At 65.1% G+C, this 26,408-nt stretch carries 23 protein-coding genes and 3 pseudogenes; 13 read left to right on the plus strand and 13 right to left on the minus strand.

Annotation, left to right across the window (positions count from 1 at the left end; all coding sequences use genetic code 11):
- Window positions 1-15 precede the first annotated feature (15 nt).
- The 4 genes and pseudogenes from AKN84_RS00070 (at window position 16) to AKN84_RS00085 (ending at window position 4,870) form a co-directional block, all read left to right on the plus strand.
- Window positions 16-2,002, plus strand: a pseudogene (locus tag AKN84_RS00070) (ABCB family ABC transporter ATP-binding protein/permease).
- A 134-nt stretch (window positions 2,003-2,136) separates the two neighbouring features.
- Window positions 2,137-2,835 carry a phosphatidylserine decarboxylase gene (locus tag AKN84_RS00075; protein ID WP_050418756.1) on the plus strand — a complete coding sequence of 233 codons (699 nt, stop codon included), beginning with the start codon at window positions 2,137-2,139 and terminating at the stop codon, window positions 2,833-2,835.
- Window positions 2,836-2,912: 77 nt separating this feature from the next.
- Window positions 2,913-3,794, plus strand: a complete 882-nt coding sequence (gene pssA / locus AKN84_RS00080; protein WP_050419052.1) for a CDP-diacylglycerol--serine O-phosphatidyltransferase — start codon at window positions 2,913-2,915, stop codon at window positions 3,792-3,794.
- A 356-nt stretch (window positions 3,795-4,150) separates the two neighbouring features.
- Complete coding sequence (locus AKN84_RS00085; RefSeq protein ID WP_050418757.1) at window positions 4,151-4,870, plus strand: RraA family protein; 720 nt, start codon at window positions 4,151-4,153, stop codon at window positions 4,868-4,870.
- 133 nt (window positions 4,871-5,003) lie between these two features.
- Here AKN84_RS00085 and AKN84_RS00090 read toward each other — a convergent pair whose 3' ends face one another.
- Window positions 5,004-5,624, minus strand: coding sequence for a TerC family protein (locus tag AKN84_RS00090; RefSeq protein WP_050418758.1), 621 nt, complete (start codon window positions 5,622-5,624; stop codon window positions 5,004-5,006).
- A gap of 177 nt (window positions 5,625-5,801) precedes the next feature.
- Window positions 5,802-6,350, minus strand: a complete 549-nt coding sequence (locus AKN84_RS48670; protein ID WP_244484862.1) for a hypothetical protein — start codon at window positions 6,348-6,350, stop codon at window positions 5,802-5,804.
- Window positions 6,351-6,405: 55 nt separating this feature from the next.
- On the opposite strand from AKN84_RS48670, the gene AKN84_RS00100 reads away from it, so the two are divergent.
- Complete coding sequence (locus AKN84_RS00100) at window positions 6,406-7,233, plus strand: SDR family NAD(P)-dependent oxidoreductase (RefSeq protein ID WP_050419053.1); 828 nt, start codon at window positions 6,406-6,408, stop codon at window positions 7,231-7,233.
- Window positions 7,234-7,290: 57 nt separating this feature from the next.
- Here the strand turns inward: AKN84_RS00100 and AKN84_RS00105 are convergent, their stop codons facing one another.
- The 5 genes from AKN84_RS00105 to AKN84_RS00125 form a co-directional block, all read right to left on the minus strand.
- Window positions 7,291-8,208 carry a DMT family transporter gene (locus tag AKN84_RS00105; protein ID WP_050418760.1) on the minus strand — a complete coding sequence of 306 codons (918 nt, stop codon included), beginning with the start codon at window positions 8,206-8,208 and terminating at the stop codon, window positions 7,291-7,293.
- A gap of 105 nt (window positions 8,209-8,313) precedes the next feature.
- On the minus strand, window positions 8,314-8,865 hold the full coding sequence (locus AKN84_RS00110) for a GrpB family protein (RefSeq protein ID WP_050418761.1): 552 nt from the start codon (window positions 8,863-8,865) through the stop codon (window positions 8,314-8,316).
- 56 nt (window positions 8,866-8,921) lie between these two features.
- On the minus strand, window positions 8,922-9,557 hold the full coding sequence (locus AKN84_RS00115) for an HD domain-containing protein (protein WP_050418762.1): 636 nt from the start codon (window positions 9,555-9,557) through the stop codon (window positions 8,922-8,924).
- A gap of 31 nt (window positions 9,558-9,588) precedes the next feature.
- Window positions 9,589-10,044 carry a carboxymuconolactone decarboxylase family protein gene (locus tag AKN84_RS00120; RefSeq protein ID WP_050418763.1) on the minus strand — a complete coding sequence of 152 codons (456 nt, stop codon included), beginning with the start codon at window positions 10,042-10,044 and terminating at the stop codon, window positions 9,589-9,591.
- Between the two features lie 13 nt (window positions 10,045-10,057).
- Window positions 10,058-10,474 (minus strand): cupin domain-containing protein, encoded by a 417-nt coding sequence (locus tag AKN84_RS00125; protein ID WP_050418764.1) that lies wholly within the window; start codon window positions 10,472-10,474, stop codon window positions 10,058-10,060.
- Window positions 10,475-10,563: 89 nt separating this feature from the next.
- Here AKN84_RS00125 and pdxR point away from each other — a divergent pair, with 89 nt between their 5' ends.
- Window positions 10,564-11,985 (plus strand): MocR-like pyridoxine biosynthesis transcription factor PdxR, encoded by a 1,422-nt coding sequence (gene pdxR, locus AKN84_RS00130; RefSeq protein ID WP_050418765.1) that lies wholly within the window; start codon window positions 10,564-10,566, stop codon window positions 11,983-11,985.
- 27 nt (window positions 11,986-12,012) lie between these two features.
- Here the strand turns inward: pdxR and AKN84_RS00135 are convergent, their stop codons facing one another.
- From AKN84_RS00135 to AKN84_RS00145, 3 genes and pseudogenes are all read right to left on the minus strand, one after another.
- Window positions 12,013-12,609 (minus strand): DUF2889 domain-containing protein, encoded by a 597-nt coding sequence (locus tag AKN84_RS00135; RefSeq protein WP_050418766.1) that lies wholly within the window; start codon window positions 12,607-12,609, stop codon window positions 12,013-12,015.
- Window positions 12,610-12,843: 234 nt separating this feature from the next.
- Window positions 12,844-14,399: pseudogene (locus AKN84_RS00140) on the minus strand (acyl-CoA synthetase).
- Window positions 14,329-15,246 carry a TetR/AcrR family transcriptional regulator gene (locus AKN84_RS00145; RefSeq protein WP_347337286.1) on the minus strand — a complete coding sequence of 306 codons (918 nt, stop codon included), beginning with the start codon at window positions 15,244-15,246 and terminating at the stop codon, window positions 14,329-14,331. Before AKN84_RS00145 ends, AKN84_RS00140 begins: the two are co-directional and overlap by 71 nt.
- On the opposite strand from AKN84_RS00145, the gene AKN84_RS00150 reads away from it, so the two are divergent.
- The 5 genes from AKN84_RS00150 to AKN84_RS00170 all read left to right on the plus strand — a co-directional run bounded on the left by AKN84_RS00150 (window position 15,237) and on the right by AKN84_RS00170 (window position 19,449).
- The gene (locus AKN84_RS00150; RefSeq protein ID WP_050418768.1) at window positions 15,237-16,421 is read left to right on the plus strand and encodes a lipid-transfer protein; all 1,185 of its coding nucleotides are present in this window, start codon (window positions 15,237-15,239) and stop codon (window positions 16,419-16,421) included. The two genes, AKN84_RS00145 and AKN84_RS00150, sit on opposite strands and share 10 nt — an antisense overlap.
- 7 nt (window positions 16,422-16,428) lie before the next feature.
- The gene (locus tag AKN84_RS00155; protein WP_050418769.1) at window positions 16,429-16,860 is read left to right on the plus strand and encodes a MaoC family dehydratase N-terminal domain-containing protein; all 432 of its coding nucleotides are present in this window, start codon (window positions 16,429-16,431) and stop codon (window positions 16,858-16,860) included.
- On the plus strand, window positions 16,857-17,264 hold the full coding sequence (locus AKN84_RS00160) for a MaoC family dehydratase (protein WP_050418770.1): 408 nt from the start codon (window positions 16,857-16,859) through the stop codon (window positions 17,262-17,264). Before AKN84_RS00155 ends, AKN84_RS00160 begins: the two co-directional genes overlap by 4 nt.
- A gap of 8 nt (window positions 17,265-17,272) precedes the next feature.
- Window positions 17,273-18,100 (plus strand): SDR family NAD(P)-dependent oxidoreductase, encoded by an 828-nt coding sequence (locus AKN84_RS00165; RefSeq protein WP_050418771.1) that lies wholly within the window; start codon window positions 17,273-17,275, stop codon window positions 18,098-18,100.
- A 203-nt stretch (window positions 18,101-18,303) separates the two neighbouring features.
- Entirely contained in the window at window positions 18,304-19,449 is a 1,146-nt protein-coding gene (locus tag AKN84_RS00170; RefSeq protein ID WP_050418772.1) for an acyl-CoA dehydrogenase family protein, read from the plus strand.
- Window positions 19,450-19,472: 23 nt separating this feature from the next.
- Here AKN84_RS00170 and AKN84_RS00175 read toward each other — a convergent pair whose 3' ends face one another.
- Both AKN84_RS00175 and AKN84_RS44365 read right to left on the minus strand, forming a co-directional pair.
- Window positions 19,473-20,963, minus strand: coding sequence for a methyl-accepting chemotaxis protein (locus AKN84_RS00175; protein WP_128970281.1), 1,491 nt, complete (start codon window positions 20,961-20,963; stop codon window positions 19,473-19,475).
- A 418-nt stretch (window positions 20,964-21,381) separates the two neighbouring features.
- Complete coding sequence (locus tag AKN84_RS44365; protein ID WP_128970282.1) at window positions 21,382-21,633, minus strand: hypothetical protein; 252 nt, start codon at window positions 21,631-21,633, stop codon at window positions 21,382-21,384.
- Window positions 21,634-21,768: 135 nt separating this feature from the next.
- On the opposite strand from AKN84_RS44365, the pseudogene AKN84_RS00180 reads away from it, so the two are divergent.
- Window positions 21,769-23,431: pseudogene (locus AKN84_RS00180) on the plus strand (thiamine pyrophosphate-binding protein).
- On the plus strand, window positions 23,431-24,702 hold the full coding sequence (locus AKN84_RS00185; RefSeq protein ID WP_050418775.1) for an NAD(P)/FAD-dependent oxidoreductase: 1,272 nt from the start codon (window positions 23,431-23,433) through the stop codon (window positions 24,700-24,702). The pseudogene AKN84_RS00180 and the gene AKN84_RS00185 overlap by 1 nt, the downstream one beginning before the upstream one ends.
- A gap of 10 nt (window positions 24,703-24,712) precedes the next feature.
- Here AKN84_RS00185 and AKN84_RS00190 read toward each other — a convergent pair whose 3' ends face one another.
- The gene (locus AKN84_RS00190; protein ID WP_050418776.1) at window positions 24,713-25,981 is read right to left on the minus strand and encodes a lipoprotein-releasing ABC transporter permease subunit; all 1,269 of its coding nucleotides are present in this window, start codon (window positions 25,979-25,981) and stop codon (window positions 24,713-24,715) included.
- Window positions 25,982-26,408 lie beyond the last annotated feature (427 nt).

The raw sequence follows: 26,408 nt of genomic DNA on the forward strand, positions 1-26,408 counted from the left end.
GAGAGCGGGCTCCTGATGGTGCCGCCGCAACAGAAGATCACCGCTGCTGGGGAGCCCAAGGCCGCCACGCCGGCCGCCGAGAAGGGCACGCTGCTCGGTACCCTCGTTCACCTCTGGCCTTATATCTGGCCCGGCGATCGCGCCGATCTGAAGATGCGCGTGATCTGGTCGGTGGTGCTGCTGCTGTTCGCCAAGCTCGCGACGCTGTCGGTGCCGTTCACCTTCAAATGGGCGATCGACGCGCTGAACGGCGCGGGCTCGGCGCCGGTCGAGCCGTCGAACTGGGTGCTGTGGCTGATCGCCTCGCCGGTGCTGATGACGATCAGCTATGGCGCGGTGCGCATCATCATGGCGGTGCTGACGCAGTGGCGCGACGGCATCTTTGCCCGTGTCGCGATGCACGCGGTGCGGCGGCTCGCCTACATCACCTTCGTGCACATGCACGAGCTGTCGCTGCGCTTTCATCTCGAGCGCAAGACCGGCGGTCTGACCCGCGTGCTGGAGCGCGGCCGCTCCGGCATCGAGACCATCGTGCGGATGGTGATCCTGCAGTTGATCCCGACTATCGTCGAGGTTGCGCTGCTCGCGGGCGTGCTGCTGTGGCAGTTCGACTGGCGCTACGTGCTCGCCGTGCTGCTGACGGTCGTCGTGTTCATGTACTTCACCTACATTGCGACCGAGTGGCGTATCGAGATCCGCCGCAAGATGAACGACTCGGATACCGAGGCGAACACCAAGGCGATCGACTCGTTGCTCAACTACGAGACGGTGAAATATTTCGGCGCCGAGGAGCGTGAGGCGCGGCGCTACGACCGCTCGATGGAACGCTACGAGCAGGCCAGCGTGAAGACCTATACGTCGCTTGCGGTGCTCAACACCGGGCAGGCGATCATCTTTACCGCGGGGCTGACCGCGACCATGCTGATGTGCGCATTCGGCATCCGCAACGGCACCCACACCGTCGGCGATTTCGTGCTGATCAATTCGATGATGATCCAGCTCTACGTGCCCCTGAACTTCATGGGCATGGTCTATCGCGAGATCAAGCAGGCGATCATCGACATCGAGAAGATGTTCGAGGTGCTGGAGCGTGATCCGGAGGTGGAGGACGTGCCCGGCGCCAAGCCGCTCGCGGTGTCCACAGGCAGCGTGCGCTTCGAGGACGTCCGCTTCTCCTACGAGCCTGACCGGCCGATCCTGAAAGGCCTGAGCTTCGAGGTGCCGGCCGGCAAGACGGTCGCGATCGTCGGCCCCTCCGGCGCCGGCAAGTCGACGATCTCGCGGCTGCTGTTCCGGCTCTACGACGTCTCCGGCGGCCGCATCCTGATCGACGGCCAGGACATCAAGAGCGTGACGCAGGCGTCCCTGCGAGCCTCGATCGGCATGGTGCCGCAGGACACCGTGCTGTTCAACGACACCATCCGCTACAACATCCGCTACGGCCGCTGGGACGCCAGCAATGAGGAGGTTGAGGAGGCGGCCCGGCTCGCCCAGATCGACGGCTTCATCCGGATGTCGCCGCAGGGCTATGAGACGCCGGTCGGCGAGCGCGGCCTGAAGCTCTCCGGCGGCGAGAAGCAGCGCGTCGCGATCGCACGCACGGTGCTGAAAGCGCCGCCGATCCTGGTGCTGGACGAGGCGACCTCTGCGCTCGACAGCCACACCGAGCACGAGATCCAGGGCGCGCTGGAGCGGGTCTCGCGCAACCGCACCTCGCTGGTGATCGCGCACCGGCTGTCGACCATCGTCGCGCGACGAGATCATCGTGCTGGACCAGGGCCGGATCGCTGAGCGCGGCACCCACGCGCGGCTTTTGGCCGCCGACGGTCTCTACGCCAGCATGTGGAACCGGCAGCGCGAGGCCGAGGAGGCCCGCGAACGGCTCGCGCAGGTCGGCGAAGACGGCACCGCGCCGAATCGCCTGCCGCCGGCGGTGGCCGAATCCTCAGAGGATTCCACCCCTGACGCGGGTGAGAAACCCTTGCCGACCGCCGCGGAATAGTCGATTAGGGCATGATCCGGAAAAGTGCGAAGCGGTTTTCCGAAAGAGATCATGCCTAAAGCAACCAACTAAAGCGCGATGATCGCGCTTTAGGGCGTCTCCCGCCGCAGGGGCGGGTACCACAGCGAGTTCTGATGTCGATCGCCAATTCCATCCGCGCGCAGATCCCGCCGATCCACCCCGAGGGCTATCCCTTCATTGGCGGCTTCGCTCTGGCGAGCCTGATCCTGTTCTGGATCTGGACCCCGCTGGGCTGGATCGGGACGCTGCTGACGGTGTGGTGCGCGCTGTTTTTCCGCGACCCCGTGCGCGTGACGCCGCTGCGCGACGGCATCGTGGTGTCGCCGGCCGACGGCCGCGTCTCCATGGTGGTGCAGGCGCTGCCGCCCGCCGAGCTCGGCCTCGGCGACAAGCCGCTGCCGCGGGTCTCGGTTTTCATGAGCGTGTTCAACTGCCATGTGAATCGCAGCCCGGTGGCCGGCCGCATCGACCGCATCGCCTACCGGCCCGGCGCCTTCATCAATGCCGAGCTCGACAAGGCGAGCGAGGACAATGAACGCAATTCGCTGGTCATCTCGAGCGCGAACGGGCGGATCGGCGTGGTCCAGATCGCCGGCCTCGTGGCGCGCCGCATCGTCTGCTTCGTCAAGGAAGGCCAGTCGATCGGCGCCGGCGAGCGTTTCGGCCTGATCCGCTTCGGCTCGCGGCTCGACGTCTACCTGCCCGAGGGCACCAAGGCGCTTGTCTCCGAAGGCCAGACCGCGGTCGCCGGCGAGACCATCCTGGCCGATTTCCGCGGCGCCGATCCCGGCCGTACCTACCGGGCCGATTAACGCTGTTTTGGCCGGTCGATCAGCCGGTTCCCGCGCCAATGGCGGAGCGGGGCCATGCTTGCTATATTTATCGCACCATGACCCCATTCGATAACAATTCCAGCGAGCTGCGCCGCCGCCGGTTCCGCCCGATCCCGGTGCGGATGCTGGTGCCGAACATGATCACCTTGCTGGCGATCTGCGCCGGCCTGACCGCGATCCGGCTGTCGACGGAAGGGCGGATGGAGCTTGCGGTCGCCGCCATCGTGTTCGCCGCGATCCTCGACGGCATCGACGGCCGCGTCGCCCGCATGATCAAGGGCCAGTCGAAATTCGGCGCCGAGCTCGACAGCCTCGCCGACTTCGTCAATTTCGGCGTCGCGCCGGGCCTGATCCTGTATTTCTGGCAGCTGCATGAATTGAACAACGGCGGCTGGATCGCCGCGATGGTGTTCGCGATCTCCGGCGGCCTGCGCCTTGCGCGCTTCAATGCCTCGATCGACGACCCGAACAAACCGGCTTTCGCCGCCAACTATTTCACCGGCGTGCCGGCACCGGCCGGCGCGATCACCGTGCTGCTGCCGATCTATCTCGCCTTCCTCGGCGTGCCGATGCCGCCGGCGACCTTGACGGCGTTCTACACGCTCTTGATCGCCTTCCTGATGGTGTCGCGGCTGCCGGTGTTCTCCGGCAAGACCGTGAAGATGCGCGTGCCGCCGGAAATGGTGTTGCCGGTGTTCGTCTCGGTGGTGTTCTTCGTCGCGCTGCTGATCGGCTATCCCTGGCACATCCTGTCGGCGGGCTCCGTGCTGTATCTGATCAGCCTGCCGTGGGGCTGGAAGTCCTACCGCGACCAGGAGCGCCAGCTGGCAGCGCAGACGCAAGCCGCAACCACGCCGCCGGCGACATCGCCTGCGGCTCCCTACGCAGCGCCGGTCGCGGAGAGCGACCACGACGATCGTCCGACGCATCTGCATTAAAGCGCGCCACTGATTGACCCGTCATCCCCGCGCAAAGGCTTCGCCTTTGTCGCTGGAGGTGCGAGCGTTGCGGCGCAATTGCGCCGCTGGGCGAGCCTCGAAGGATGCACGGCCACCAGCGGGGCCGTCGACCCTTCGAGACGCGCTGCGCGCTCCTCAGGGTGACGGTGATTGAGCCGCGTGAGTCTACTCTCCCAAATATCAGCCATGAGCGTGCCTCGGTTGGGTTCGCCTCCGATCTCGGCTATAGGCTGAGACGGCCCGCTCGAGCATGATCCGGAAAAGTGGAGACCGGTTTTCCGAAAGATCATGCTCAAACAAAGAAATCTCACGCCAAAAATCAGGAGAGAAACGCCGTGACGACATCCGCTTCCGCCCCGCTTCCTGCCTCCGTTCTTGAAGCGTTGGCGCGCTACGACACGCCGACGATCTGCAACGCGATGGAGATCGTAGCGCCCGAGCGCCGTCTGATCGGCTACACCGTGAAGCCGCTGGTCTGTCCGTTCCCGACCTTGCCGCCGATCGTCGGCTACGCGCGCACGGTTGCGATCCGCTCGGTGCTGAAATCCGGCCTCTCGGCCGAGGAGCAGTCGAAGCGCCGCATCGACTATTACGAATATGTCGGCACCGGCTTCGGTCCGCGCATCTCCGTGATCCAGGACATCGACGGTCCCGACGTCGGCTACGGCGCGTTCTGGGGCGAGGTGCAGAGCGCCGTGCATAAGGCGCTCGGCTGCCTCGGCGTCATCACCGACGGCTCGATCCGTGACATTCCGCAATGGGCGCCGGGCTTCCAGGCGCTGGCCGGCTCGATCGGCCCGTCGCATGCATGGGTGCATGCCGAGAGTTTTGGCGGCGAGGTCCGCGTCGCCGGCATGACGGTGCGCTCCGACGACCTGATCCACGCCGACAGCCACGGCGCGATCGTGATCCCCTATGAGCTTGCCGCAAAGCTGCCGGAGGCCGCCGAGCTCTGCGGCCGCCGCGAGACCCCGATCCTCGACATCGCGCGATCCAAGGACTTCTCGCTCGAGAAGCTGAAGGACGCGCTGAAGCGTTCGGCCGAGATCCACTGACGCACGGTGCAGACGATAGGCATGTGCCTCCGTCATTGCGAGGAGCGATAGCGACGAAGCAATCCACATCTCGGCAAGCGGCGAGATGGATTGCTTCGCTTCGCTCGCAATGACGCAAGTCAGGTAGGTCACGTCAGGCCGGCGCGACCTTGGCGATCTCGGATGCGCCGCGGATGGTCATGTCGACGGCGACATAGAGGATCACGGCGAGGCCGACATAGGCGATCCAGCGGTGGTTCTGTAACAGCCGCGCGATGAAGGTGGCGGCGGCGCCCATCATCGCGATCGAGAGAGCGAGGCCGAACACCAGCACGATCGGCTGCTCGCGCGCCGCGCCCGCCACCGCCAGCACGTTGTCGAGCGACATCGAGACGTCGGCAACGATGATCTGCGTCGTCGCCTGCCACAGCGTCTTGCGCGGCACCTCCGCGCCGTCGAAGCCATCCACGGCGGTGGTCTCGTGCGTGCTTGCGCGCAGCTCCCGCCACATCTTCCAGCACACCCACAGCAAGAGGATGCCGCCGGCCAGCAGCAGGCCGACGATCTGCATGAGCTGCGTAGTGAGAAGCGCGAACAGAATACGCAGCAGCGTCGCGGCGCCGATGCCGATCAGGATCGCCTTGCCGCGTTGCGTCGCCGGCAGGCCGGCCGCGGCAAGGCCGATCACGACGGCATTGTCGCCGGCCAGCACGAGGTCGATGACGACGACTTGCAGCAAGGCGCTGAGCGCGTCGATTGAGAGCAGTTCGGACATGGACCATGTTCCCCTTGAGGTCGGGGAGTGGACTGTTTCGACGAATCCGGCTGTCGCCGTCATCCGACGGCAAATCCGCCACGACGGTGTCGCGTCGCGGGTCGAAGCAGGGCCACTCCAACTGAGTTCCAGTCCGACATCGCAGCTTGTGGCTGCCAGAGGGGCCCGGCCTGGGATTTACGGTCGTGATACCGGACGAAGCGCGGCCTGTTCCTCGAAGAACAGCGCCGCCTGATCCGGCTCGCCGAGGATCGCCGCCGCACACCCCATGAAGGTGAAGGCACCGGCAAAATCCCACAGCGTGAGGTTCGCCGCGCTCGCGCGCACGTGGATCACGCGCGCCGCAAGCGCGGCAATGGCTGCCTCCGCGAACAACGACAGGCTGAGCGCGGGCAGCACGAGTGCGGGCTCAACCAGACGAAGCGTCAGGACGATCGGCAGCGCGGTTAGCACGCCGAACAACACGAGCATGCCGAATGGCTCCGGCAAGGGAGCCTTCCGCAAGATCCCGTCTGGAATGGTCGAGGACATTCCGGTATCCTGGCTTTGTCGTTCATATCGACGATACCAGAATCCACTCACGTTGACGCGCGGCGCGGCGCCGCGCGACCGCAGGCCGCGCGACAAGCTGTACGCCTGGTGGACATGGAGGAGGGCTGTGGTCGGAGTCATTTCGGACGCCGTTTTGGTGCGGATGGCGCCTTGGCATGCCATGGCAAAGTTCACGCGGCATATTTATCCTTGGTGGCTGCGCTGGGCGAACGATCGAAAGGCAATTTCGATGAATATGGCAGGCAAGACGGTGCTGATCACCGGTTCCACCGATGGCGTCGGCCGCTACGTCGCGATGAAGCTGGCGTCCGCCGGCGCCCGGGTCCTGATCCACGGCCGCGATACCAAGCGGGCGCAGACCCTCGCCGACGAGATCAAGCGGGTCAGCGGCCGCGAGCCGATGTTCTATCAGGCCGATCTTGCCTCGCTCGCCGAGGTCCGCGAGTTCGCCCAGCTGGTGCTCGACGACCAGGAGCGCCTCGATGTATTCGTCAACAACGCCGGCATCGGCTCGCAGAACGAGGGGCCGGCGCGGCAGACCAGCAAGGACGGCCATGAGCTGCGCTTTGCCGTCAACTATCTCGCCGGCTTCCTGCTCGCGCACCTGCTGCTGCCTCGGCTGAAGGCGAGTGCGCCGGCGCGCATCGTCAATGTCGCCTCGGTCGGCCAGCACCCGATCGATTTCGACGACGTGATGATCACGAAGAACTACAGCGGCGGCCGTGCCTATGCGCAGAGCAAGCTGTCGCAGATCATGTTCACCATCGACCTTGCCGCCGAGCTGGAAGGCACTGGCGTCACCGTCAACGCGCTGCACCCGGCGACCTACATGAACACCACGATGGTGCGCGCCAGCGGCGTCACGCCGATCTCGACCGTCGAGCAGGGCGGCGACGCCATCCTGCGCCTCGTCCAGGGTGAAGACGTCGCCGGCCAAAGCGGGCTGTTCTTCGACGGCAAGCGCAAGGCCCGCGCCCATGCGCAGGCCTATGACGCCGAGGCGCGCCGGCGGCTGCGGACGTTGAGTCTCGCGCTTACGGGCCTGCGGGCTTCCTGACGCGGCGCGCCACGGGCGCGCCTTGGGCGAAAACGGTCACGCACGCTTCGAAGGCCGCTAGCTCTGACGCTGCGCGAGGTAGAATCCGGCCAATACGGTGACCAAGCCGGCCGCCTGCAACGTGGTCGGCGGCTCACCGATCAGGAGCCATCCCAGCAGCAAGGTGAGCACCGGCACGGTCGCAGGAAATACGGCCGCGCGGGCAACGCCTAACCGCTGGATCGACTGCGCGAACAAATACATTGCTGCGGGCCCGGCCAGGATGCCCTGGCCGACGGCTTGCAGCGCATTCTCGTTCAGGCCGATGGCCGCATCGCGCGCCAGGCCGCCCGAGGCGGCGTACAACGGAAACAGCGAGAGCGACAGCACGCTGATGACCGTTGCCACCGAGAACGCGGACACACGCCAGTAGCGTACCAACGTGGCGAAGCCTGCAAACATCAATCCGGTCGTGACGAAGATCAGATCGCCCATCACGGCGCTCAATCCCATATGGCCGATCGACTCGCTACCGATCACGCCAAGGCCGACAACGATGACGATTGCGCCTGCGACACGGGAGAGTGAGATCGATTCCTTCAGCAGGGCGACCGCGAGAAACAGTCCACCCAGGGTCGCGCAGGAAGGCTGGATCACGCTGCCATGCCCGAGGGGCACGAACACGAAGCCGGCATAGCTGATGAGCGACATCACCGGCCCGCCCAGCATCATCAGCGCCATGCCGCGGCCCCATCCGATGCCGCAGAGGTCTTTCAGGCCGGCACGCACAACGAGCGGGATGAATACGATGCCCGACCACAGGAAGCGGTGCATCAAGAGGTCCACGGGCGTGAACCCGACTTTCAGGCCGTGCCGGGTCGCCACGAAGCCGAGAGCCCAGCAAAGCGCTGCGCCGAGACCGCCTGCGACCCCGAGCAGAATGGCTTTCGTATCAGGAAGGGTTGCAGTCTCGGCGCTGGCCGCATGTTCGCTCATGCCGGACGACTACGTGAGCTGGCAAAGCGGATCAACCCATCGCGCGGCCAATTGCCAAACCCTTCTCCGGCGACGAACGCGCGCGCTTGACAGAGGCCGGTTGCGCTACCGATCTCGTGCCGCTGCACGCCAGGCGCGGGCCTTGGCTGTGGTTTCTTCGACGAAGGCAGTTTTGCCGTTTCGATAGGCCCCGATGTTGTCGTTTGACGAAGCAGCGAGGGTTCGCTTGATGTCGGCGTAGGCGCGAGCTGCCTCAGGGTGCGCGCGAAGATAGTCGCGAAACACCACCAATGCTTCCCAACGCGGATGCGACGGCTCCATCACATGCAGATGGTGGGTCCACGGACCCGGCGGTCCCTTGCGGAAGAACAACTCGCCGGGGATCCATGCGGCGTATTCCGGGACGTAGATGTAGCCAAGCGCCTCGATCGGCTCGACGCATCGTCGCTTTGCCTCTTCGAGGCTCTGCACACCGACCAGCAGGTCGATGATGGGCTTCGATGGGAGACCGGGAACGGCCGTGCTGCCCACATGCTCAACGGCCAACGCGAACACGCCGAGCGCCTGCGCGATCCGCGCGCGCTCCTGCGCGAACAGGGTAGGCCAGTTGGGATCATAATCGATGATGACGATCGACCCGGCGCCGTATTTCTCCACGCTTCACCCCGTGACTGCCTTCGCACGATATCATGCGGGGCGCGGCCGAAGAAGGCTCAGCTCGGCCAGGGAGTGTTGCGGATGCGGACGCATGCATTCGGCTTGCGGAACGTCGGATCGCGATCTTCGATGTAGTCGAAATTGACGGTTCCGAACGTGGTCTGAGGCTTCTTCAGGGCCGAGCACGTCTGTATCTCGAGAAACTCGTTCTTGAAGTCACCGCGCGGAAATGCGGCGATCACCTGCTGGCGTTGCTCCGGCGTGTAGTCGTCGTATCCGACGCCTACGACATCGACCAAAACTCCCGCGTTGGTGAGCGCGATTTCCGGCCGCATATATTGCGGAATCCCGGGGGTGGTGTGCAAGGCAATCGCCTCCCAGACCAGATCGCTCTTCGCGTCCGCGATGCCGCGCGCCCGCAGAAATTCGCGTGCTGCATCGGCGCCGTCGACCTCAAAGCGTTTGGTCTCGGTATGGTAGTGATCGACCAGGCCGAGATCGTGAAACAGTGCCGCGACATAAAGCAGCTCGGAATCGAATTTCAGCTTCTGCCGGATTCCCCTGATCGCGCCGAACACATAGACGCGAACCGAATGGTTGAACAGCATCTCGTTTTCATATTGGCGCACCAGCTCGGCCGCCTCGCGCGCCAGCTTGCTGTCGGGAATCGTGATGCCGGAAACCTCGGTCATTTGGTGGCTCCTTCTTCCATGGCGTTGATCATCAAGCCGCCAGCCCGATCGCCGCCTGCGGCGTGTTCCGAAAGCTGATCGCCATGCGATTGTAGGCATTCATCAGGCTGATCGCGATGGTCAGGTCGACGAGCTCGCGCTCATCGAAGACCGCTCGGACAGCCTCATAAGCCTGATCCGGCACGCCGGTATCGGCGACGCGGGTCACCGTTTCCGCCCATGCGAGCGCAGCGCGTTCGCGCTCGTCGAAGAGATCGCCGGCTTCCGCCCACGCCTGCAGCAGCGCCAGCTTTTCGATCTTCACCCCGCTCTTGAGCAGGTCGCGCGTGTGCATGTCGAGGCAATACGCGCAGTTGTTGATCTGCGAGATGCGCAGGTAGACCAGGGTGATCAGCGTGGCGGGCAGGTTGCTTTGCAAGACATAGCCGTAGACTCCGCCGAGGGCTTTGACGCCGGCCGGCGCAATGCGGTTGTAATCGAGACGCATGTGGGTGGGCTCCTTAACGATCGTTCTGTTTGACGGGAGTGGTCAGTTCCTTCTCGTCGGTGTCGACGACGAATACGGCGAGCAGTTTTGCCGGCGCGGTCTTGCTGGCGTTGCGGCTGACGGGATGGCGGGAACCGGGCGTCTCGTAGAAGCTTTCGCCGGTGCGGTAGACCCGCGCCGGTCCGTCATTGATCTGCGATTCAATTTCGCCAGACAGCACATAGCCGAAGATGAAGGCCGACTTGGCATGGACGTGCGGTGGCGACGCTGCGCCCGGCGCATAGTCGACGACGACCGCAATCAGCGACTTGCCGGGAATGTTGGTGATCGGCTGCTGGAAGGTCGGCGTGACCGTCTCATGCGCTGCGGCAGGCGTTGCCGCGGCGATGGCAAGGGCGGCGCAGGCAGCGAGGATGGATGATATTTGCATGGTCAGTGCTCTCCTTTGCTCCCATAGGTGCGCCTACGTTGGTCCATAAAAAAGTACCAAGAATCGGCAAAAACCGTGTACCAACGGCTATGACCGGGCGCTTCCAACTGGAACTGGATCGATCCGCGAAGACGCCGCTGGCGGAGCAGATCCGCAGAGGGATCGGCGGCGCCATCGAAAGCGGCGTGCTCGCTCCTGGCGCGCGTCTGCCGTCCTGGCAGGACCTCGCGGCTCAGCTTGGCGTTGCGCGAGGCACCGTGCGCGCGGCGTATGAAAGGCTTTCCTCGGCGCAGCTGATCGTCGCGTCACGCGCGAGGGGAACGCATGTCGCGGATCGGCCGTCCTTTGCGGCCGTGCAGGAAGAGGCTCCCGACCCCGGCTCCTTCATGGAGACGTATCAGGAGCTCATCGCGGGACCCGCCATCTTCCAGATGGGCGTACCCGCGCAGGCGACATTCCCCGCCACGCTGTTCTCGAGGCTGCACACGCAGGCAGTTCGCGCGGAGATGAGCGCGCCGGCTCTCTACCCGGATCCGCGCGGCGAACTGGAATTGCGGCGGGAGATCGCGGCATACCTTGCGCTGGCGCGCGGGATCGCGTGCACGCCATCCCACGTTTTCATCACCGGAGGCTTCAGCGGCGGCCTTGGATTGACGCTTCATGTTCTCGGCCTTGAGCAGAAGAAAGTCTGGATGGAGGAGCCGGGCTTTCCTTTCACCCGGCACGGTCTCGAGCTGGCGCGCTTGTCGATCGCGCCGATTCCGGTTGATGCCGACGGCATTGATGTCAGTTATGGCCTGCAACACGCGCCGGATGCCGCCCTGGTGGTCGTAACTCCCGGACAGCAGGCGCCGCTCGGCTTCACACTCTCGTTGGCAAGACGCGCGCGTCTGCTCGATTGGGCCGCTCAGGAGCGAGTCTGGGTGATCGAGGATGACTATCTGAGCGAGCTTCAGCTGAAGGGCCGCGCCACGCCGGCGCTCGCCTCGCTCGATCGTGCCGGGCGCGTCATTCACATCGGGTCGTTCAGCAAAACCCTGACGCCGGCCTTGCGGCTGGGCTTTGTCGTTGCACCGCCGTCCCTGATGCCCCGGTTTGCCGAGATAGCGGCCTGTCTCGCCCCGGCGCCGGCACCCCCGGTGCAGCTCGCGACCGCCGAATTCATCCGCGACGGCCACTATCTGCGGCATCTTCGCCGCACCAAGCGGGTCTACGCGGCGCAGCGTGACGCATTGCTCAAATGTCTGCGGGCCCGGGCCAAGAACGTGACCATCGGTGGATTGGCCGCGATCCTGCGACTGCCGGACGGGATTTCTGATCTCTCGATCGCAAGGGAACTGGCATCGTTCGGCTTGGCGCCCACGCCTCTGTCGCTCTGGTATGCGTCGAGCGCTTCGGTGCGATCCGGTCTGGTGCTCGGCATCGCCACGTCTCCACAAAAGAGAATCGAGGCTTCCTGCGACCGGCTCTTCAACGTCATCGATCGGCTCACGGGACACGTGCCCGCGTAGGCCGCCGTGCCGCAACGCGGGCCAAGCTCACGAATCCTGCTTCACCTCGACAGGCTTTTTCGCGAACTGCGGAAAGGTCTCGGCGACGACAGGTCCATCCAGCCGCCACGAATAGCAGCCGCCGACGAAGAACGGCGGCTCGGTGACATCGCGCTGATGATCGAGCGCGCCGCGGCCCTGCGGGTCCTTGCCCGAGGTCGCAGTCTGGAACAGCGTCGTCACCGCAGGACCCAAGAGCTCGGCGAGATGGGTGCAGGTCTCCAGCTTGCCGATCTTGCGGCGGACGAGTTCGCGCCAGCCCTTGCCGATGCGTTCGCCGACCAGACGCTGCAAGATGCCCTCGACATCGAGGCAGGACGGGTAGGGCGTCGAGGCCATATTGGTGCCGGTCTCGCGGATCGTGAAACTGTCGTCGACCGCAAGCCGCAGCCTGATGTCGTGCACGGGATCCTCGGGCTGCTGCAGGCCGCGATGCTTGTCCTGCCGCGCATAGGGCTTGGTGTCGACCAGTCGTGCCTCGACCTCCCACAGCCCGTCGTCGCGGATATAGCCGAGACATTCGACGGAGCGGCGGTGCATCAGGCGGCGGGGCTTGCTGTCGGTATTGGTATCAGGTGCGGACATCGGAACTCGCTGGATTGAATCTGAATCGATCCAATCGGCAGCAAGCTGCGATGTCAACGCTTACGGCTCGCGCGGCGCCATGCAAAGCGTAGCGCTGTGTAGGGCGGGTTAGCCAACGGGTCCGCGCGAAGCGCGGCCCGATGATAAACTCCGCGTAACCCGCCGTTCCGCGCGAACCAAGATGGCGGGTTACGCCTTCGGCTAACCCGCCCTACGGTTCTGCGATGTCGGTCGTCAGCTCACGCGCCGATCCCGGTTCTCCCAATATGGCTTGCGCAGCTCGCGCTTCAGGATCTTGCCGGCACCGGAGAGCGGCAGCGGGGTCGAAGTGATGTCGACGCTGCGCGGGCACTTGTAGCCGGCGATCAGCGCCTTGCAGTGCTCCATCAGCTCGTCCGGCGTGGCGCTTGCGCCGCTCTTCATCACCACGACGGCGTGGACCTGCTCGCCCCAGCGCTCGCTCGGGATGCCGATCACGGCGCATTGCGCCACCGACGGGTGCTGGGCGAGGGCGTTCTCGACCTCGGCCGAATAGACGTTCTCGCCGCCGGAGATGATCATGTCCTTGACGCGATCGACGACGTAGACGAAGCCGTCCTCGTCCATGTAGCCGCCGTCGCCGGTGTGCATCCAGCCGTCGATCACGGCGCGCGCGGTCTCCTCGGGGCGCTCCCAATAGCCCATCATCACCATATCGCCGCGCACTGCGATCTCGCCGACGGTGCCGAGCGGCACCTCCTGATCCAAGGCGTCGACGATCTTCACTTCGGCGCCGAGGGTGGCGCGACCCGCGCCGCGATGCCGACCCTTGGCGCGCCCGTCGCCGATATGCTCCTTCCAGTGCAGCAGCGTCGCGATCGGCGACAGCTCGGTCATGCCGTAGGCCTGGGTGAATTCGACATGCGGCAGCGCCTTCATCGCGCGCATCAGCACGGCGTCGCTGATCACGGAGGCGCCGTAGGAGATGCGCTTCAGCGACGACAGGTCGTAGGTGCCGAGCGTCGGATGATCGACGAACATCTGGATCATGGTCGGCACCAGCAGCACGTCGGTGATGCGTTCCTTCTGCACGGCGGCGGCGACGCCATCCGGCGTAAAGCCTGGATCACGACGTTGGAGCCGCCCGACAGCAGCACCGAGTACATCGCCGCGCCGTTGGCGAGGTGGAACATCGGCGCCGCGTGCAAATAGATCGAGGTGCCCGGCCACAGGCCTTCGCCGAGCGCGTTGAGCGCATTGGCCATCAGATTGCCGTGGCTCAGCATCACGCCCTTGGAGCGGCCGGTGGTGCCGCCGGTGTAGAAGATGCCGGCGAGATCGTCGCGGGTGCGCATCGCGTCCGCAATCGGCTCGCTGCGCGCGATCAGCGTCTCGTAATTCTCCATGCCGGCGGGCGTATCGCCCTCGTCGGCATAGACCAGCTTCAGGCCCGGAATCGCACCTGCCAAAGTCGCGCCGACCGCCGCAAACGCCTTGTCGACGAACAGGATGGTTGCGCGGCAGTCGCGCAGCGCGTCCTCGTTCTCGATCGGAGACCAGCGGATGTTGAGCGGCACGATCACGGCGCCGGCCCAGCCGACCGCGAGGTACAGCTCGAGATAGCGGTCGGAGTTCAGCGACAGGATCGCGACGCGGTCGCCGTCCTTGGCGCCGAGTCCGCGGATGGCGGCGGCGAGGCGAGCGACCCGGTCGCCGACCTCGCGCCAGGTGCGCCGCCGCTCACCGCAGACGACCGCGAGCCCGTTTGGATTGACCTGCAGCGCGCGCCGCAGCCCGTGTGTGATGTTCACTCTCGTCCTCCCTTGGTGCGTTTCCGTTGCGAGGCGGTTTGTCCGCCTTCTCTGCAGCCGGAACGGCTGCTTTGCGCGCTGTCTTGCGCGTTGCTGTCGTGGCGATCCCCTCGGTGAGGCGGATCGCGAACTCTTCGGCGACGGCGCGCCCGGTCATCTCACCGCCGGGCTGGAACCAGTGTCCGATCCAGTTCAGCGAGCCTGCGATCGCGAACGCCGCGAGCTTCGCGTCGCACGGTTTCACCGAACCGTCCTCAACGCCCTCAGCGATATAGTCGCGGAATGCGCCGTCGATGCGTCGCTTGGCCGTCTGCACGATCTTGCGGTTGTCCTCGCTGAGATCGCGGAGGTCGAAGCGGACCAGGCTCTTGCCGTAGTCCTCGGTCATCAGCTCGGCATAGCGGACGATCAGCTTGCGCAGCTTGCTGAGGCCGCTGCCGGTGCTTGCCGAGGTCTCGGCGATGCAGTCATCGACCAGCTCATTACCGATCGACCAGCATTCGTAGAGGATCTCGTCCTTGCCGCGGAAGTAATTGTAGAGCGCCGGCTTGGTGATGTTGAGCCGCCTGGCGACCTCGTTCAGCGTGGCGCCGTGGTAGCCCTGTTCCAGGAACAGGGCGACGGCCGTGCGCAGCACCGCCTCGCGCTTCTCGTCGCGGGCGCGGCGTCGGCTCTCGAAGGGCAGCCAGGGGGACTGGCTGGAGGAGGGGATGTGACCGTCGTCCATGTCTTGAAGCCGGTGTCGTGAAGCCGATGTCGCATTGACTCTGCGTGATGGCCCGTATATTACCCGTGGGTAAAAAATAGTCCAGCGGGTAATTTTCGGGAGGACACGCGATGACGTCACGCACCTATGTTGCCGGGGTCGGCATGATCCCGTTCGTCAAGCCCGGCGCCAATGCGCCGTATCACGTGATGGGCGCCGAGGCCGCGAAGCTCGCGCTCACTGATGCCGGTCTCGACTACGGCAAAGTGCAGCAGGCATATGTCGGCTACGTCTATGGCGACTCCACCTGCGGCCAGCGCGCGCTCTACCCAGTCGGCATGACCGGCATCCCGATCGTCAACGTCAACAACAACTGCTCGACCGGTTCGACCGCGCTGTTCCTGGCGCGGCAGGCGATCGAGTCCGGTGCGGCCGATTGCGTGATGGCGCTCGGCTTCGAGCAGATGAAGCCCGGCGCGCTGGGCGCCGTGTTCACCGATCGCCCGAGCGCGTTCGACGATTTCGACGCCGCTGCCGACAAGCTGGTCGACGCGCCCGGCGTGCCGCTGGCGCTGCGCTATTTCGGCGGCGCCGGCCTCAGCCACATGAAGAAATACGGCACGCCGCTGTCCGCGTTTGCAAAGGTGCGCGCCAAGGCGAGCCGCCACGCCAAGAACAATCCGCTGGCGCTGTTCCGCAAGGAAGTGACCGCCGACGACGTGATGAACGACCAGATGATCTGGCCCGGCGTGATGACGCGCCTGATGGCGTGCCCGCCGACTTGCGGCGGTGCCGCCGCGATCCTGGTCTCGGAGAAATTCGCCGACCAGCACGGCCTCAACAATCAGGTGCGCATCGCGGCGCAGGCGATGACGACGGACACGCCATCGACCTTCGGCGCCGACGACATGATGCAGGTGGTCGGCTACGACATGGCGCGCGATGCTGCCAACAAGGTCTATGAAGCCGCCGGCATCGGCCCCAAGGACCTCGACGTCGTCGAGCTGCACGACTGCTTCGCCCATAACGAGCTGATCACCTATGAGGGGCTCGGCCTGTGCGGTGTGGGCGAGGCCGCGAAGTTCATCGACGACGGCGACAACAGCTACGGCGGCCGGATCGTGACCAACCCGTCCGGCGGCTTGCTGTCGAAGGGCCATCCGCTCGGCGCCACCGGGCTTGCCCAGTGCTACGAGCTGACCCGGCAGCTGCGCGGCACCGCTGCGGCGACGCAGGTGGAGGGCGCGCGGCTCGGCTTGCAGCACAATCTCGGCCTCGGCGGTGCCTGCGTCGTCACGCTCTACGAACGCGCCTGAGGCTGCCATGGTCGATCAATCCGCTGTCGGGCGTGCGTTCACGCCCGTGACCGCGCGCGTCGAGCCGGGACGCCTGCGCTTCTTCCTCGATACGCTCGGCGAGACCAACCCGGTCTATCGCGACGGGTCCGCGGCGCCGGTGCCGCCGACCTATCTGTTCTGCCTGGAGATGATGGACGCAACGGTGCCGTTCGAATTCCTGACCGCACTCGGCATCGATCTCGCCCGGGTGCTGCACGGCGAGCAGCGTTTCGATTATCACGCGCCCGTCGTGATCGGTGACACCCTGACGTTCCATCCGCGCGTTGCCAGCGTGACCGACAAGAAGGGTGGGGCGATGACGCTGATCGTGGTCGACACCCCGGTCACCAACCAGAACGGCGTCCATGTCGCCGATGTCTCGCGTACCATCGTGGTGCGCAATGCGAGGCCGTCATGAGCAGCAGCGTTCCCTCGGTCGGCGACATCATCGTCCACAAGGAATTTCCACCGATCACCCGGCATCGTCTGGCGCTGTATTGCGGCGCCTCCGGCGATCACAACCCGATCCATGTCGACATCGACTTCGCGAAGGCGGCTGGTTTCCCCGACGTGTTCGCGCACGGCATGCTTGTGATGGGCTATCTCGGCCAGGCGCTGACGGATGCGGTCGCACCATCTCGCATCCGCTCGTTCTCGACCCGCTTTGCCGCGATCACCCAGCTCGGCGCGAAGCTGACCTGCGAAGGCACGGTGACCGAGTTGATCGAACAAGGCGGTGAGCGGCGCGCAAAACTCGCGCTCACCACCAAGGACCAGAACGGCGAGATCAAGCTCGCCGGCGAAGCCATTATCGCGCTGTAGGAGAGATCATGTCGAAATTGCAAGGAAAGGTCGCGCTCATCTCTGGCTCCGGCCGCGGCATCGGGCGCGCGATCGCGCTGAAGCTTGCGAGCGAGGGCGCGCGCGTCGTGGTCAATGACCTCGATGCCGAGCCGGGCGATGCCGTCGCCGCCGAGATCAAGGCTGCGGGCGGCGAAGCGATCGCGGTCAATGGCAGCGTGACCGAAGCCGGCTTTGCCGATCGCTTCGTAGGCAGCGCGATCGAGCAGTTCGGCGGCCTCGACATCATCGTCAACAATGCCGGCTACACCTGGGACTCGACGATCCAGAAGATGACCGACGAGCAGTTCCAGGCGATGCTCGACGTGCATCTGGTCGCGCCGTTCCGCATCATGCGCGCGGCGTCGGAGCCGATCCGGGTGATGGCGAAGCAGGAGTCCGAGGCGGGACGCGAGGTGTTCCGCAAGGTCGTTAACATCTCCTCGATCGCGGGCCTCTACGGCAATGCCGGGCAGGCGAGCTATTCGTCGGCGAAAGCCTCGCTGATCGGCCTGACGCGCACGATGTGCAAGGAGTGGGGCCGCTACAAGGTCAACGTCAATTGCGTGGCGTTCGGCCTGATCAACACCCGCCTGACCCAGCCGATCGAAACCCAGCAGAAGACCATCGACGTCGCCGGCCGCGACATCAAGGTCGGCGTGCAGCCGCAGATGCTGGAGGCGATGGGCCGCATGATCCCGCTCGGCCGCGGCGGCACGCCGGAAGAGGCGGCGGACGCGGTCTATCTGTTCTGTGCTCCGGAATCGAACTACATCAGCGGTCAGGTGATCGTCGCCGGCGGCGGTCTTCTGATCTAGTCTGCCTGCGTCTTTGTAGCTGACGTGGTACCTGGTCCCGTCATTGCGAGGAGCGACAGCGACGAAGCAATCCATCGGTCCGCATATGCGGTGCAATGGATTGCTTCGCTTCGCTCGCAATGACGGCGATGGGGTCGCTTCGCTCGCAATGACGGCGATGGGGTCGTTGTACGTCGGTAGAAGTGATTTACTGAGAGGACCACATGCACTACCGATCGTCCTGGATGACCGAGGAGCTGGACACCTTTCGTGACCAGTTCCGCAAATTCCTCGCCAAGGACCTCGCGCCGCACGCCGAGACATGGCGCGCGCAGAAGCTGGTCGACCGCTCGGCCTGGCGCGCGCTCGGCGAGATGGGCGCGTTGCTGCCGAGCGTGCCCGAGGCCTATGGCGGGCTCGGGACCAGCTTTGCCTATGACGCGGCGGTGCTCGATGACCTCGAGAGCACCGTCCCGGAGTTGACCACCGGCGTCTCCGTGCACAGTGCGATCGTCGCGCATTACATCCTCAACTACGGCTCGGAGGAGCAGAAGCAGCGCTGGCTGCCGAAGATGGCGTCGGGCGAGATGGTCGGCGCCATCGCGATGACCGAGCCCGGCACCGGCTCCGATTTGCAGAGCATCAAGACCACGGCCAAAAAGCAGGGCAATTCCTACGTCATCAACGGCCAGAAGACGTTCATCACCAACGGCCAGGCCGCCGATCTCGTGATCGTCGTCGCGCGCACCGGCGCGCCGGGCGCCAAGGGCATTTCGTTGATCGCGGTCGAAACGGCCGGCGCGGAAGGCTACCGGCGCGGGCGCAACCTCGACAAGATCGGCCTGCATGCGTCGGACACCTCGGAACTGTTCTTCGACAATGTCACGGTGCCGCCGGAGAACCTGCTTGGCAATGAGGAGGGCAACGGCTTCGTGCAGCTGATGCAGCAATTGCCGCAGGAGCGGCTGTCGCTTGCGATCGGCGCCGTCGCCTCGATGGAGCGCGCGGTCAAGATCACCGCCGAATACACCAAGGAGCGCACCGCGTTCGGCAAGCCGCTGATCGAATTCCAGAACACCGCGTTCACGCTCGCCGAGCGCAAGACCGAGGCGATGATCGCCCGCGTGTTCGTCGACTGGTGCGTCGAGCGGCTGGTCGCCGGCGACCTCGACACCGTGACGGCCTCGATGGCGAAATGGTGGTGCTCGCAGAAACAGGTCGAGACCGCCGACGAATGCCTGCAGCTGCATGGCGGCTACGGCTACATGCAGGAATATCCGATCTCGCGGATGTTCATCGATTCCCGCATCCAGAAGATCTATGGCGGCACCAACGAGATCATGAAGGTGTTGATCGCGCGCTCGCTGTAGGCGGGCGCGCGATCCCGGCGGCGCTACATCGCGCGTACGTTCTTGAGGAACTTGTCGACCTGGACTTCGAGCTCGGAGGCGTTGCTGGCGAGCTCTCCGGAGGCCGCCAGCACGTTCTCGGCGGCCTTGCTGGCATCGTCGATCGCCTTGGTGGTTCCGTTGATGTTCGCGATGACCTCCTTGGTGGCCGCGGCCTGCTCCTCGACCGCGCTCGCGATCACGGTCGAGATCTCGCTGATCTGGACGATGACCTGCGAGATCGCCTTCAGCGCGGTCGCGGTGTTGCCGGTCGCCGTCTGCATTTCGTTGATCTGCGCGGAAATGTCTTCAGTGGCCTTGGCGGTCTGGTTGGCCAGCGCCTTCACCTCGGATGCAACCACGGCAAAGCCGCGTCCGGCTTCGCCGGCACGCGCGGACTCGATCGTCGCGTTGAGCGCAAGCAGATTGGTCTGGCCGGCGATCTGGCTGATCAGCGCGACGACGTCGCCGATCTTCTGCGCCATGGTCACGAGGCCTGCCACCAGCTTGTCGGACTTCTCCGCTTCCTCTACCGCCATGCGGGCGATGCGGCTCGCCTCGGCCACCTGGCGGCTGATCTCGTTGACGGATGAGGAGAGCTCTTCGGAGGCGGACGCCGCGCTCGCCGAGCGCTGATTGACGAATTCGGCTGTTGTGGTCAGCGACCGCGCCGTGCCCTGCATTTGCGTCGAGGCCGACGCCAGCATCCCGGCAAGACCCTTCACGTTCGTCTCGAAATCGTCCGCCAGCTTGACGTTGCCGGTGACCACCGACCAACTCAGCATCGCGCCGGTGTAATTGCCGCGCTTGTCGGTCAGCCCGGAGACCCTGAGGTCGAGCGTTTCCGGGCCGAGCTTGATCTTGGCTGCATGCGGCAGGTTCTTGGGATCGCCGACGATGCGGCGCTGATGCGCCGGGTTCTTGTGGAAGATGTCGAACGAGTTGCCGAGGATCTGGTCCGGCCGCACCGGAAGCAAATGCTTCACCGTGTCGAGCGTCTTGAGGCTGGTCTGGTTGATGTAGGTGATGTTGAAATCGGTATCGCACATCATGATGTTAATCGGCATGTTGTCGAGCATCTGCAACAGCCGCTCGGTCTGGGTTTCAAGCCGCGCCTTCTCGGTCGCAAGCTCCCAGGTCAGCATCGGCCCGGTGTAGCGGCCGCGCGAATTGGTCATCGCCGTCACGGTGAGATCGAGCGTCTCGCCGCCGATGGTGATGCGCGCCTTGTGCGGCAGGTTCTTCGGATCGGACAGCAGCCGGCGCTGATGCTGCGGGTTCTTGTGAAAGATATCGATCGACTGACCGATCAGCGCGTCGACCTTCACCGGCAGCACATGCTCGATCTTCTTCAGATTCTGCCGCGTCGACTCGTTGATGTAGGTGATCCTGAAATTGTCCAGCTCGCAGAGCATGACACTGATCGGCATGTCGTCGAACAGCCGATATGAACTGTCCGAGCCGACGACGCTTGCGACGCTCTTCATCCCCAACATGCATTGCCTCCAGCATTGATATCAATTGGTGAACTGAAAACGCTGCACCTGACCGGCAGCAGAAAACATTCCGCCGCCGCGTAGCGGGCAGGTGCGATACACGATTTACAATCTCTGACTGCATGAAACGGTAGGCGATTCGAGTTCCATCCAGAAGTGCATGCAATGAGCTGTGCGCGATCGCGCCAGGCGTCACGCGTGGTGCATGCAGTGAACGCCGCCGAAATCGGCGCGCAACGCACCGATTTGCTGCGAAATTGGCGCGATCTCGCGGAGAAGTCGCGAAGTGACCTCGCGTCGCACCGTAGTCTTACGGGAACAACCGCGCGCGCACTTAATGTTTGTTAGTGTGCATTTGACGGAAAGTGTATGCAGATTGTGCCACGCCGTGGTCGCGCGTGCGGCAAAGCGCATCGCGTCAATCGTCTCGCGCTGTCGTCGCGCGCCTTGGTTCTGACGGTGCAGTTTGCGGATCGCGTTCTCGCTCGCACACTGCCGCATCGCCGGTAGAGCCGTTGAAAGAAGCACGCGCAGGTTGATCCGGGCCGCCGCACGATGTGTCGGTCGATCGCAGGACGATGGCGACCGGCTTGCGCGCCGGCGGGACCGCCACGATCCGGTAGGCGATCGTCCGCTCTGCGGAAATCGACGACGAAACGACGTTGCCCATTGCCTATCGCATGGCTTGACGCCGCTGCGGGCTCGCGGCGCGGCTTCGGCCTTGCACCATATTTCCGTCTATCATACCCCGTGGGACCACGATCCGCGCGACGCCAATGCGCGCCAGTAGCCGCAGGGAGCCCTCATGACCAAAAGCAACGCTCGCACCGGAGGCCAGATCCTGATCGACCAGCTGGTCGCGCAAGGCGTGGAACGCGTCACCTGCGTGCCGGGCGAGAGCTATCTGGCTGCGCTCGACGCGCTGCATGACAGCTCGATCGACGTTGTGATCTGCCGCGCCGAGGGTGGGGCTGCGATGATGGCGGAAGCCTATGGCAAGCTCACCGGACGTCCGGGCATCTGCTTCGTCACCCGCGGCCCGGGCTCGACCAACGCCGCCCATGGCGTGCACATCGCGATGCAGGATTCCACCCCGATGATCCTGTTCGTCGGCCAGGTCGACACCGGCATGCGCGAGCGCGAGGCGTTCCAGGAACTCGACTACAAGGCGGTGTTCGGCACCATGGCGAAATGGGCGGTCGAGATCGATCGTCCCGACCGCATTCCGGAGCTGGTCGCGCGCGCGTTCCGCGTCGCGCTGCAGGGCCGTCCTGGTCCGGTCGTGATCTCGCTGCCGGAGAACATGCTGACTGAAACCGCAGCCGTCGCCGACGCGCCGAAGGTCGAGCCGGCCGCGACCTGGCCGCGCCCGCGGATCTCGAACGGCTCGGCGCGATGCTCGCATCCGCCAAGGCGCCGATCGTGGTGCTCGGTGGCTCGGGCTGGACCGAACAGGCGGCGAAAGGCATTGCGCGCTTTGCCGAGCGTTTTGATCTCCCGGTCGCCACCTCGTTTCGCCGCGCCTCGCTGATCGACGCCGATCACTCGCATTATGCCGGCGATCTCGGCATCGGCCCGAGCCCGAAACTGAAAGACCGCATCACCGGCGCGACGTCATTCTGCTGATCGGCGGCCGCATGTCGGAAATGCCCTCGTCGTCCTACACGCTGCTCGACATTCCGACGCCGAGCCAGAAGCTGATCCACGTTCATCCCGGCTCCGAGGAGCTCGGCCGCGTCTACCAGCCGGCGCTGGCGATCCAGGCGACGCCCGCAGCCTTCGCCGCTGCGGTCGAGACCATGAAGCCCGCAGCCGCGCCCGCCTGGAAGGGCGAGGCGGCGAAGGCGCACGCGGATTATCTGGCCTGGACCGACAAGCCGCGCGAGCTGCCGGGCAATTTCCAATATGGCGAGGTCGTGACCTGGCTGCGCGATCGCCTGCCGAAGGATGCGATCGTCTGCAACGGCGCCGGCAACTACGCCGGCTGGATTCATCGCCACCATCGCTTCCACAGCTTCGCAGCGCAGCTCGCGCCGACCTCGGGCTCGATGGGCTATGGCGTGCCGGCGGCCGTGATGGCCAAGCGGCAGCATCCGGATCGCGTCGTCGTCGCGTTCGCCGGCGACGGCTGCTTCCTCATGAACGGGCAGGAGTTCGCCACCGCGGTGCAGTACGAGGCGCCGCTGATCGTCGTCGTCATCGACAACGCGCAATACGGCACCATCCGCATGCATCAGGAGCGCGACTATCCAGGCCGCGTCGTCGGCACCCAGCTCAAGAATCCGGACTTCGCGCTGTACGCCAAGGCGTTCGGCGGCCATGGCGAGCGGGTCGAGCGCACCGAGGATTTCGCGCCGGCCTTCGAGCGGGCGCTGGCCTCCGGCAAGCCGGCGATCCTGCACTGCCTGGTCGATCAGCGCGCGCTGTCGGTCGGCAAGGATTTCGTCCCCGAGCAGGCCGCGCGCTGATGCCGGAGTCGGCCGGCCGTCACGTTGCGATCATCGGCGCCGGCGCGGTCGGCGTGATCAGCGCTATCGAGGCGCTGCGTTGCGGCCACCGCGTCACGCTGATCGATCCGGGCGAACCCGGCGGTCAGCAGGCGGCGAGCTACGGCAATGCCGGCTGGCTGTCGTCGCATTCGGTGATCCCGCCGGCCGAGCCTGGCACCTGGAAGAAGGTGCCGGGCTATCTGATGGACCCGCTCGGGCCGCTCGCGATCCGCTGGTCCTATCTGCCGAAGGCCTTGCCGTGGCTGGTCAAATATCTGCTGTCGAGCTGGACCGAAGCGCAGGTCGAGGCCACCGCGCGGGCGATGCGCGATCTGCTCAAGGACGCGCCGCTGCTGCACCGGCAGCTCGCCGAAGAAGCCGGCGTCCCCGAGCTGATCGAGCGGCGCGGGGTGATGCACGTGTTTCCCTCGCGCGCGCCGTTCGATCGTGATCTCGGCTGGCGCATCCGCAAGCGCGTCGGCATCGAATGGCTCGAGCTCGACGAAGACGAGATGCGTCAGCGCGAGCCCGATCTGCATCCGCGCTACAAGTTCGGCGTCGTGGTCGAGGAGGCCGGACGCTGCCGCGATCCCGGCGCCTATGTCGCGGCGCTCGCCGCGCATGCGATCGCGAACGGCGCTGAGCGTGTCGCCGCCAAGGCCATAGGCCTCAGGCTTGCGGGCGACAGGCTGGTTGCCGTGGTCACCGCGAGCGGCGAGATCGCCTGCGATGCCGCGGTCGTTGCCGCGGGTGCGCGCTCGAAGCAATTGACCGCATCCATCGGCGATCCGTTGCCGCTGGAGACCGAACGCGGCTATCACGTCATGATCGAGAGCCCGGAATCCGGGCCGCGCAATTCGATGATGGCCTCGGACGCCAAGATGGTCGTCAACTGGACCGACAAGGGCCTGCGCGCTGCCGGCGCGGTGGAGATCGCCGGGCTCGACGCCGAGCCGAACTGGCAGCGCGCCGAGATCCTGCGCGAGCATCTCTTCAGCATGTTCCCGAAGCTGCCGAGGGATATCCCGCCATCGCGCATCAAGACCTGGTTCGGCCATCGCCCGAGCATGCCCGACGGACGCCCCTGCATCGGCCACAGCCGCGCCTCGCGCGACGTGGTCTACGCGTTCGGCCACGGCCATGTCGGGCTGGTCGGCTCGGCCCGCACCGGCCGGCTGGTTGCGCAATTGCTCAGCGGCAAGACACCGGAGATCCCGCTTCAGCCGTTCGCGCCGTCACGCTTCCTCTAGGAGAGCCGCGTCACCGGAATGCCTTGACGGGATCGAGCCGCGCAGCGCGCCACGAGGGATAAAGCGTCGCAAGGAACGACAGCGTCAGCGCCATGAGCACGACTGCCGCAGTCTCCGCGATATCGATCTCGGCCGGCAGTTCGGAGAGAAAATAGAGCTCAGGCGGGAAGAGCTGGATACCTGTCAGCCACGACAGGAATTGGCGGATCGCTTCGATATGCCGGCATACGAAAACGCCGACCGCGAAGCCGACCAGCGTGCCCACCACGCCGATCGAGGCTCCCGTGATCAGGAAGATCCGCATGATCGAGCCTCGAGAAGCGCCCATCGTCCGTAGGATCGCAATATCGCCGCCCTTGTCCTTCACGAGCATGATCAGCCCGGACACGATGTTCAGCGCTGCCACCAGCACGATCATGGTCAGGATCACGAACATCACGTTGCGTTGGACCTGAAGCAGACCAAAGAAGGTCGTGTTGCGCTGACGCCAATCCACCAGGAAGACCGGGCGGCCGGCCGCCTCCATCACCGTCTTGCGAAACTGGTCGATGCGATCGGGATCGGTGGTGAAGACTTCGATCCCGGTGACGTTCTGGCCACGGTTGAAATAGGCCTGCGCCTCTGCGATCGGCATGAAGATCAGGCCGGCGTCATATTCGGACATCCCGATCTCGAACACGGCTGATATCGGGTACTTCTTGATCCGCGGCATGATGCCCATCGGCGTGCTCGCGCCGCGCTGTGCGACGAGCGTGATGCTGTCGCCGACATGCGCCGAGAGTTGTTCGGCGAGCCGGCGGCCGATCACGATTCCCTGACCCTCGTCGAAACGCTCGATTGATCCCTTGATGGTGCTGCTCACGGAGGGGAGGCGAGTGAGGTCGGCCGCGCGAATGCCGCGCACGAGAACGCCGGAGGCGTTGGACGATGACGCCAGTGCCGTGCCGTCAACCACGGGTACGAGAAGGCGGATGCCCTGGGCTTGGCTGATGCGCTCGGCAACATCCTGCCAGTCGGTCAGCGGCCGTTCCACCGGCTGGACAAGAATGTGGCCGTTGAGACCTAGAATCTTGCCCAGCAATTCTTTGCGAAAGCCGTTCATGACGGCCATGACAATGATCAGCGTCGCGACGCCGAGCATGATGCCCAAAAACGAGAACCCGGCGATAACAGAAATGAAGCCTTCCCTGCGCCGCGCCCGCAGATAGCGGGCGGAGAGTATCCATTCAAACGGTGCAAAGGGCGCAGTTTGCGATGACTCAGCCACAGGCTTGCTCATTTGGCCAACAGGACAGGCATTCTGTCTGTCCGCCGCGGGATTGGCTAGAGTGCCCGCGGCCGCGTCACGCCGGAGCGGCTGCCGGGGCGTTGCCGTGAATAAGAGGGAATCTCAGCTCTCGCCGGCCCACGACGTGATCGCCGCCGGTGCGATCACGCGCCGTGGCATGTGCGGATTGATCGTGCCGGCGCTGACGTCCTGCGTCTGAACGAGCAGGGTGCGTGCGAACGCTTGGCATCCTGCTCGGTCGTGAAGGTGCGGGTCTGGCGCGCGAAGCGGTGGTGTCCGGCGTCGGGATCTCTCAGCGCGAACGAGACGTACCAGATGGCCTTGTCCATCTTCATTGCGCGTCTCTGGCGGCGGTGCTCCGCCGGCGCGATCGCCACATCGTGCTCGATGCTGAGTGTGCAATTTGTGCCAAATGAAA

It is taken from the genome of Bradyrhizobium tropiciagri (assembly GCF_001189845.1).
Classification (GTDB): Bacteria; Pseudomonadota; Alphaproteobacteria; order Rhizobiales; family Xanthobacteraceae; genus Bradyrhizobium; species Bradyrhizobium tropiciagri.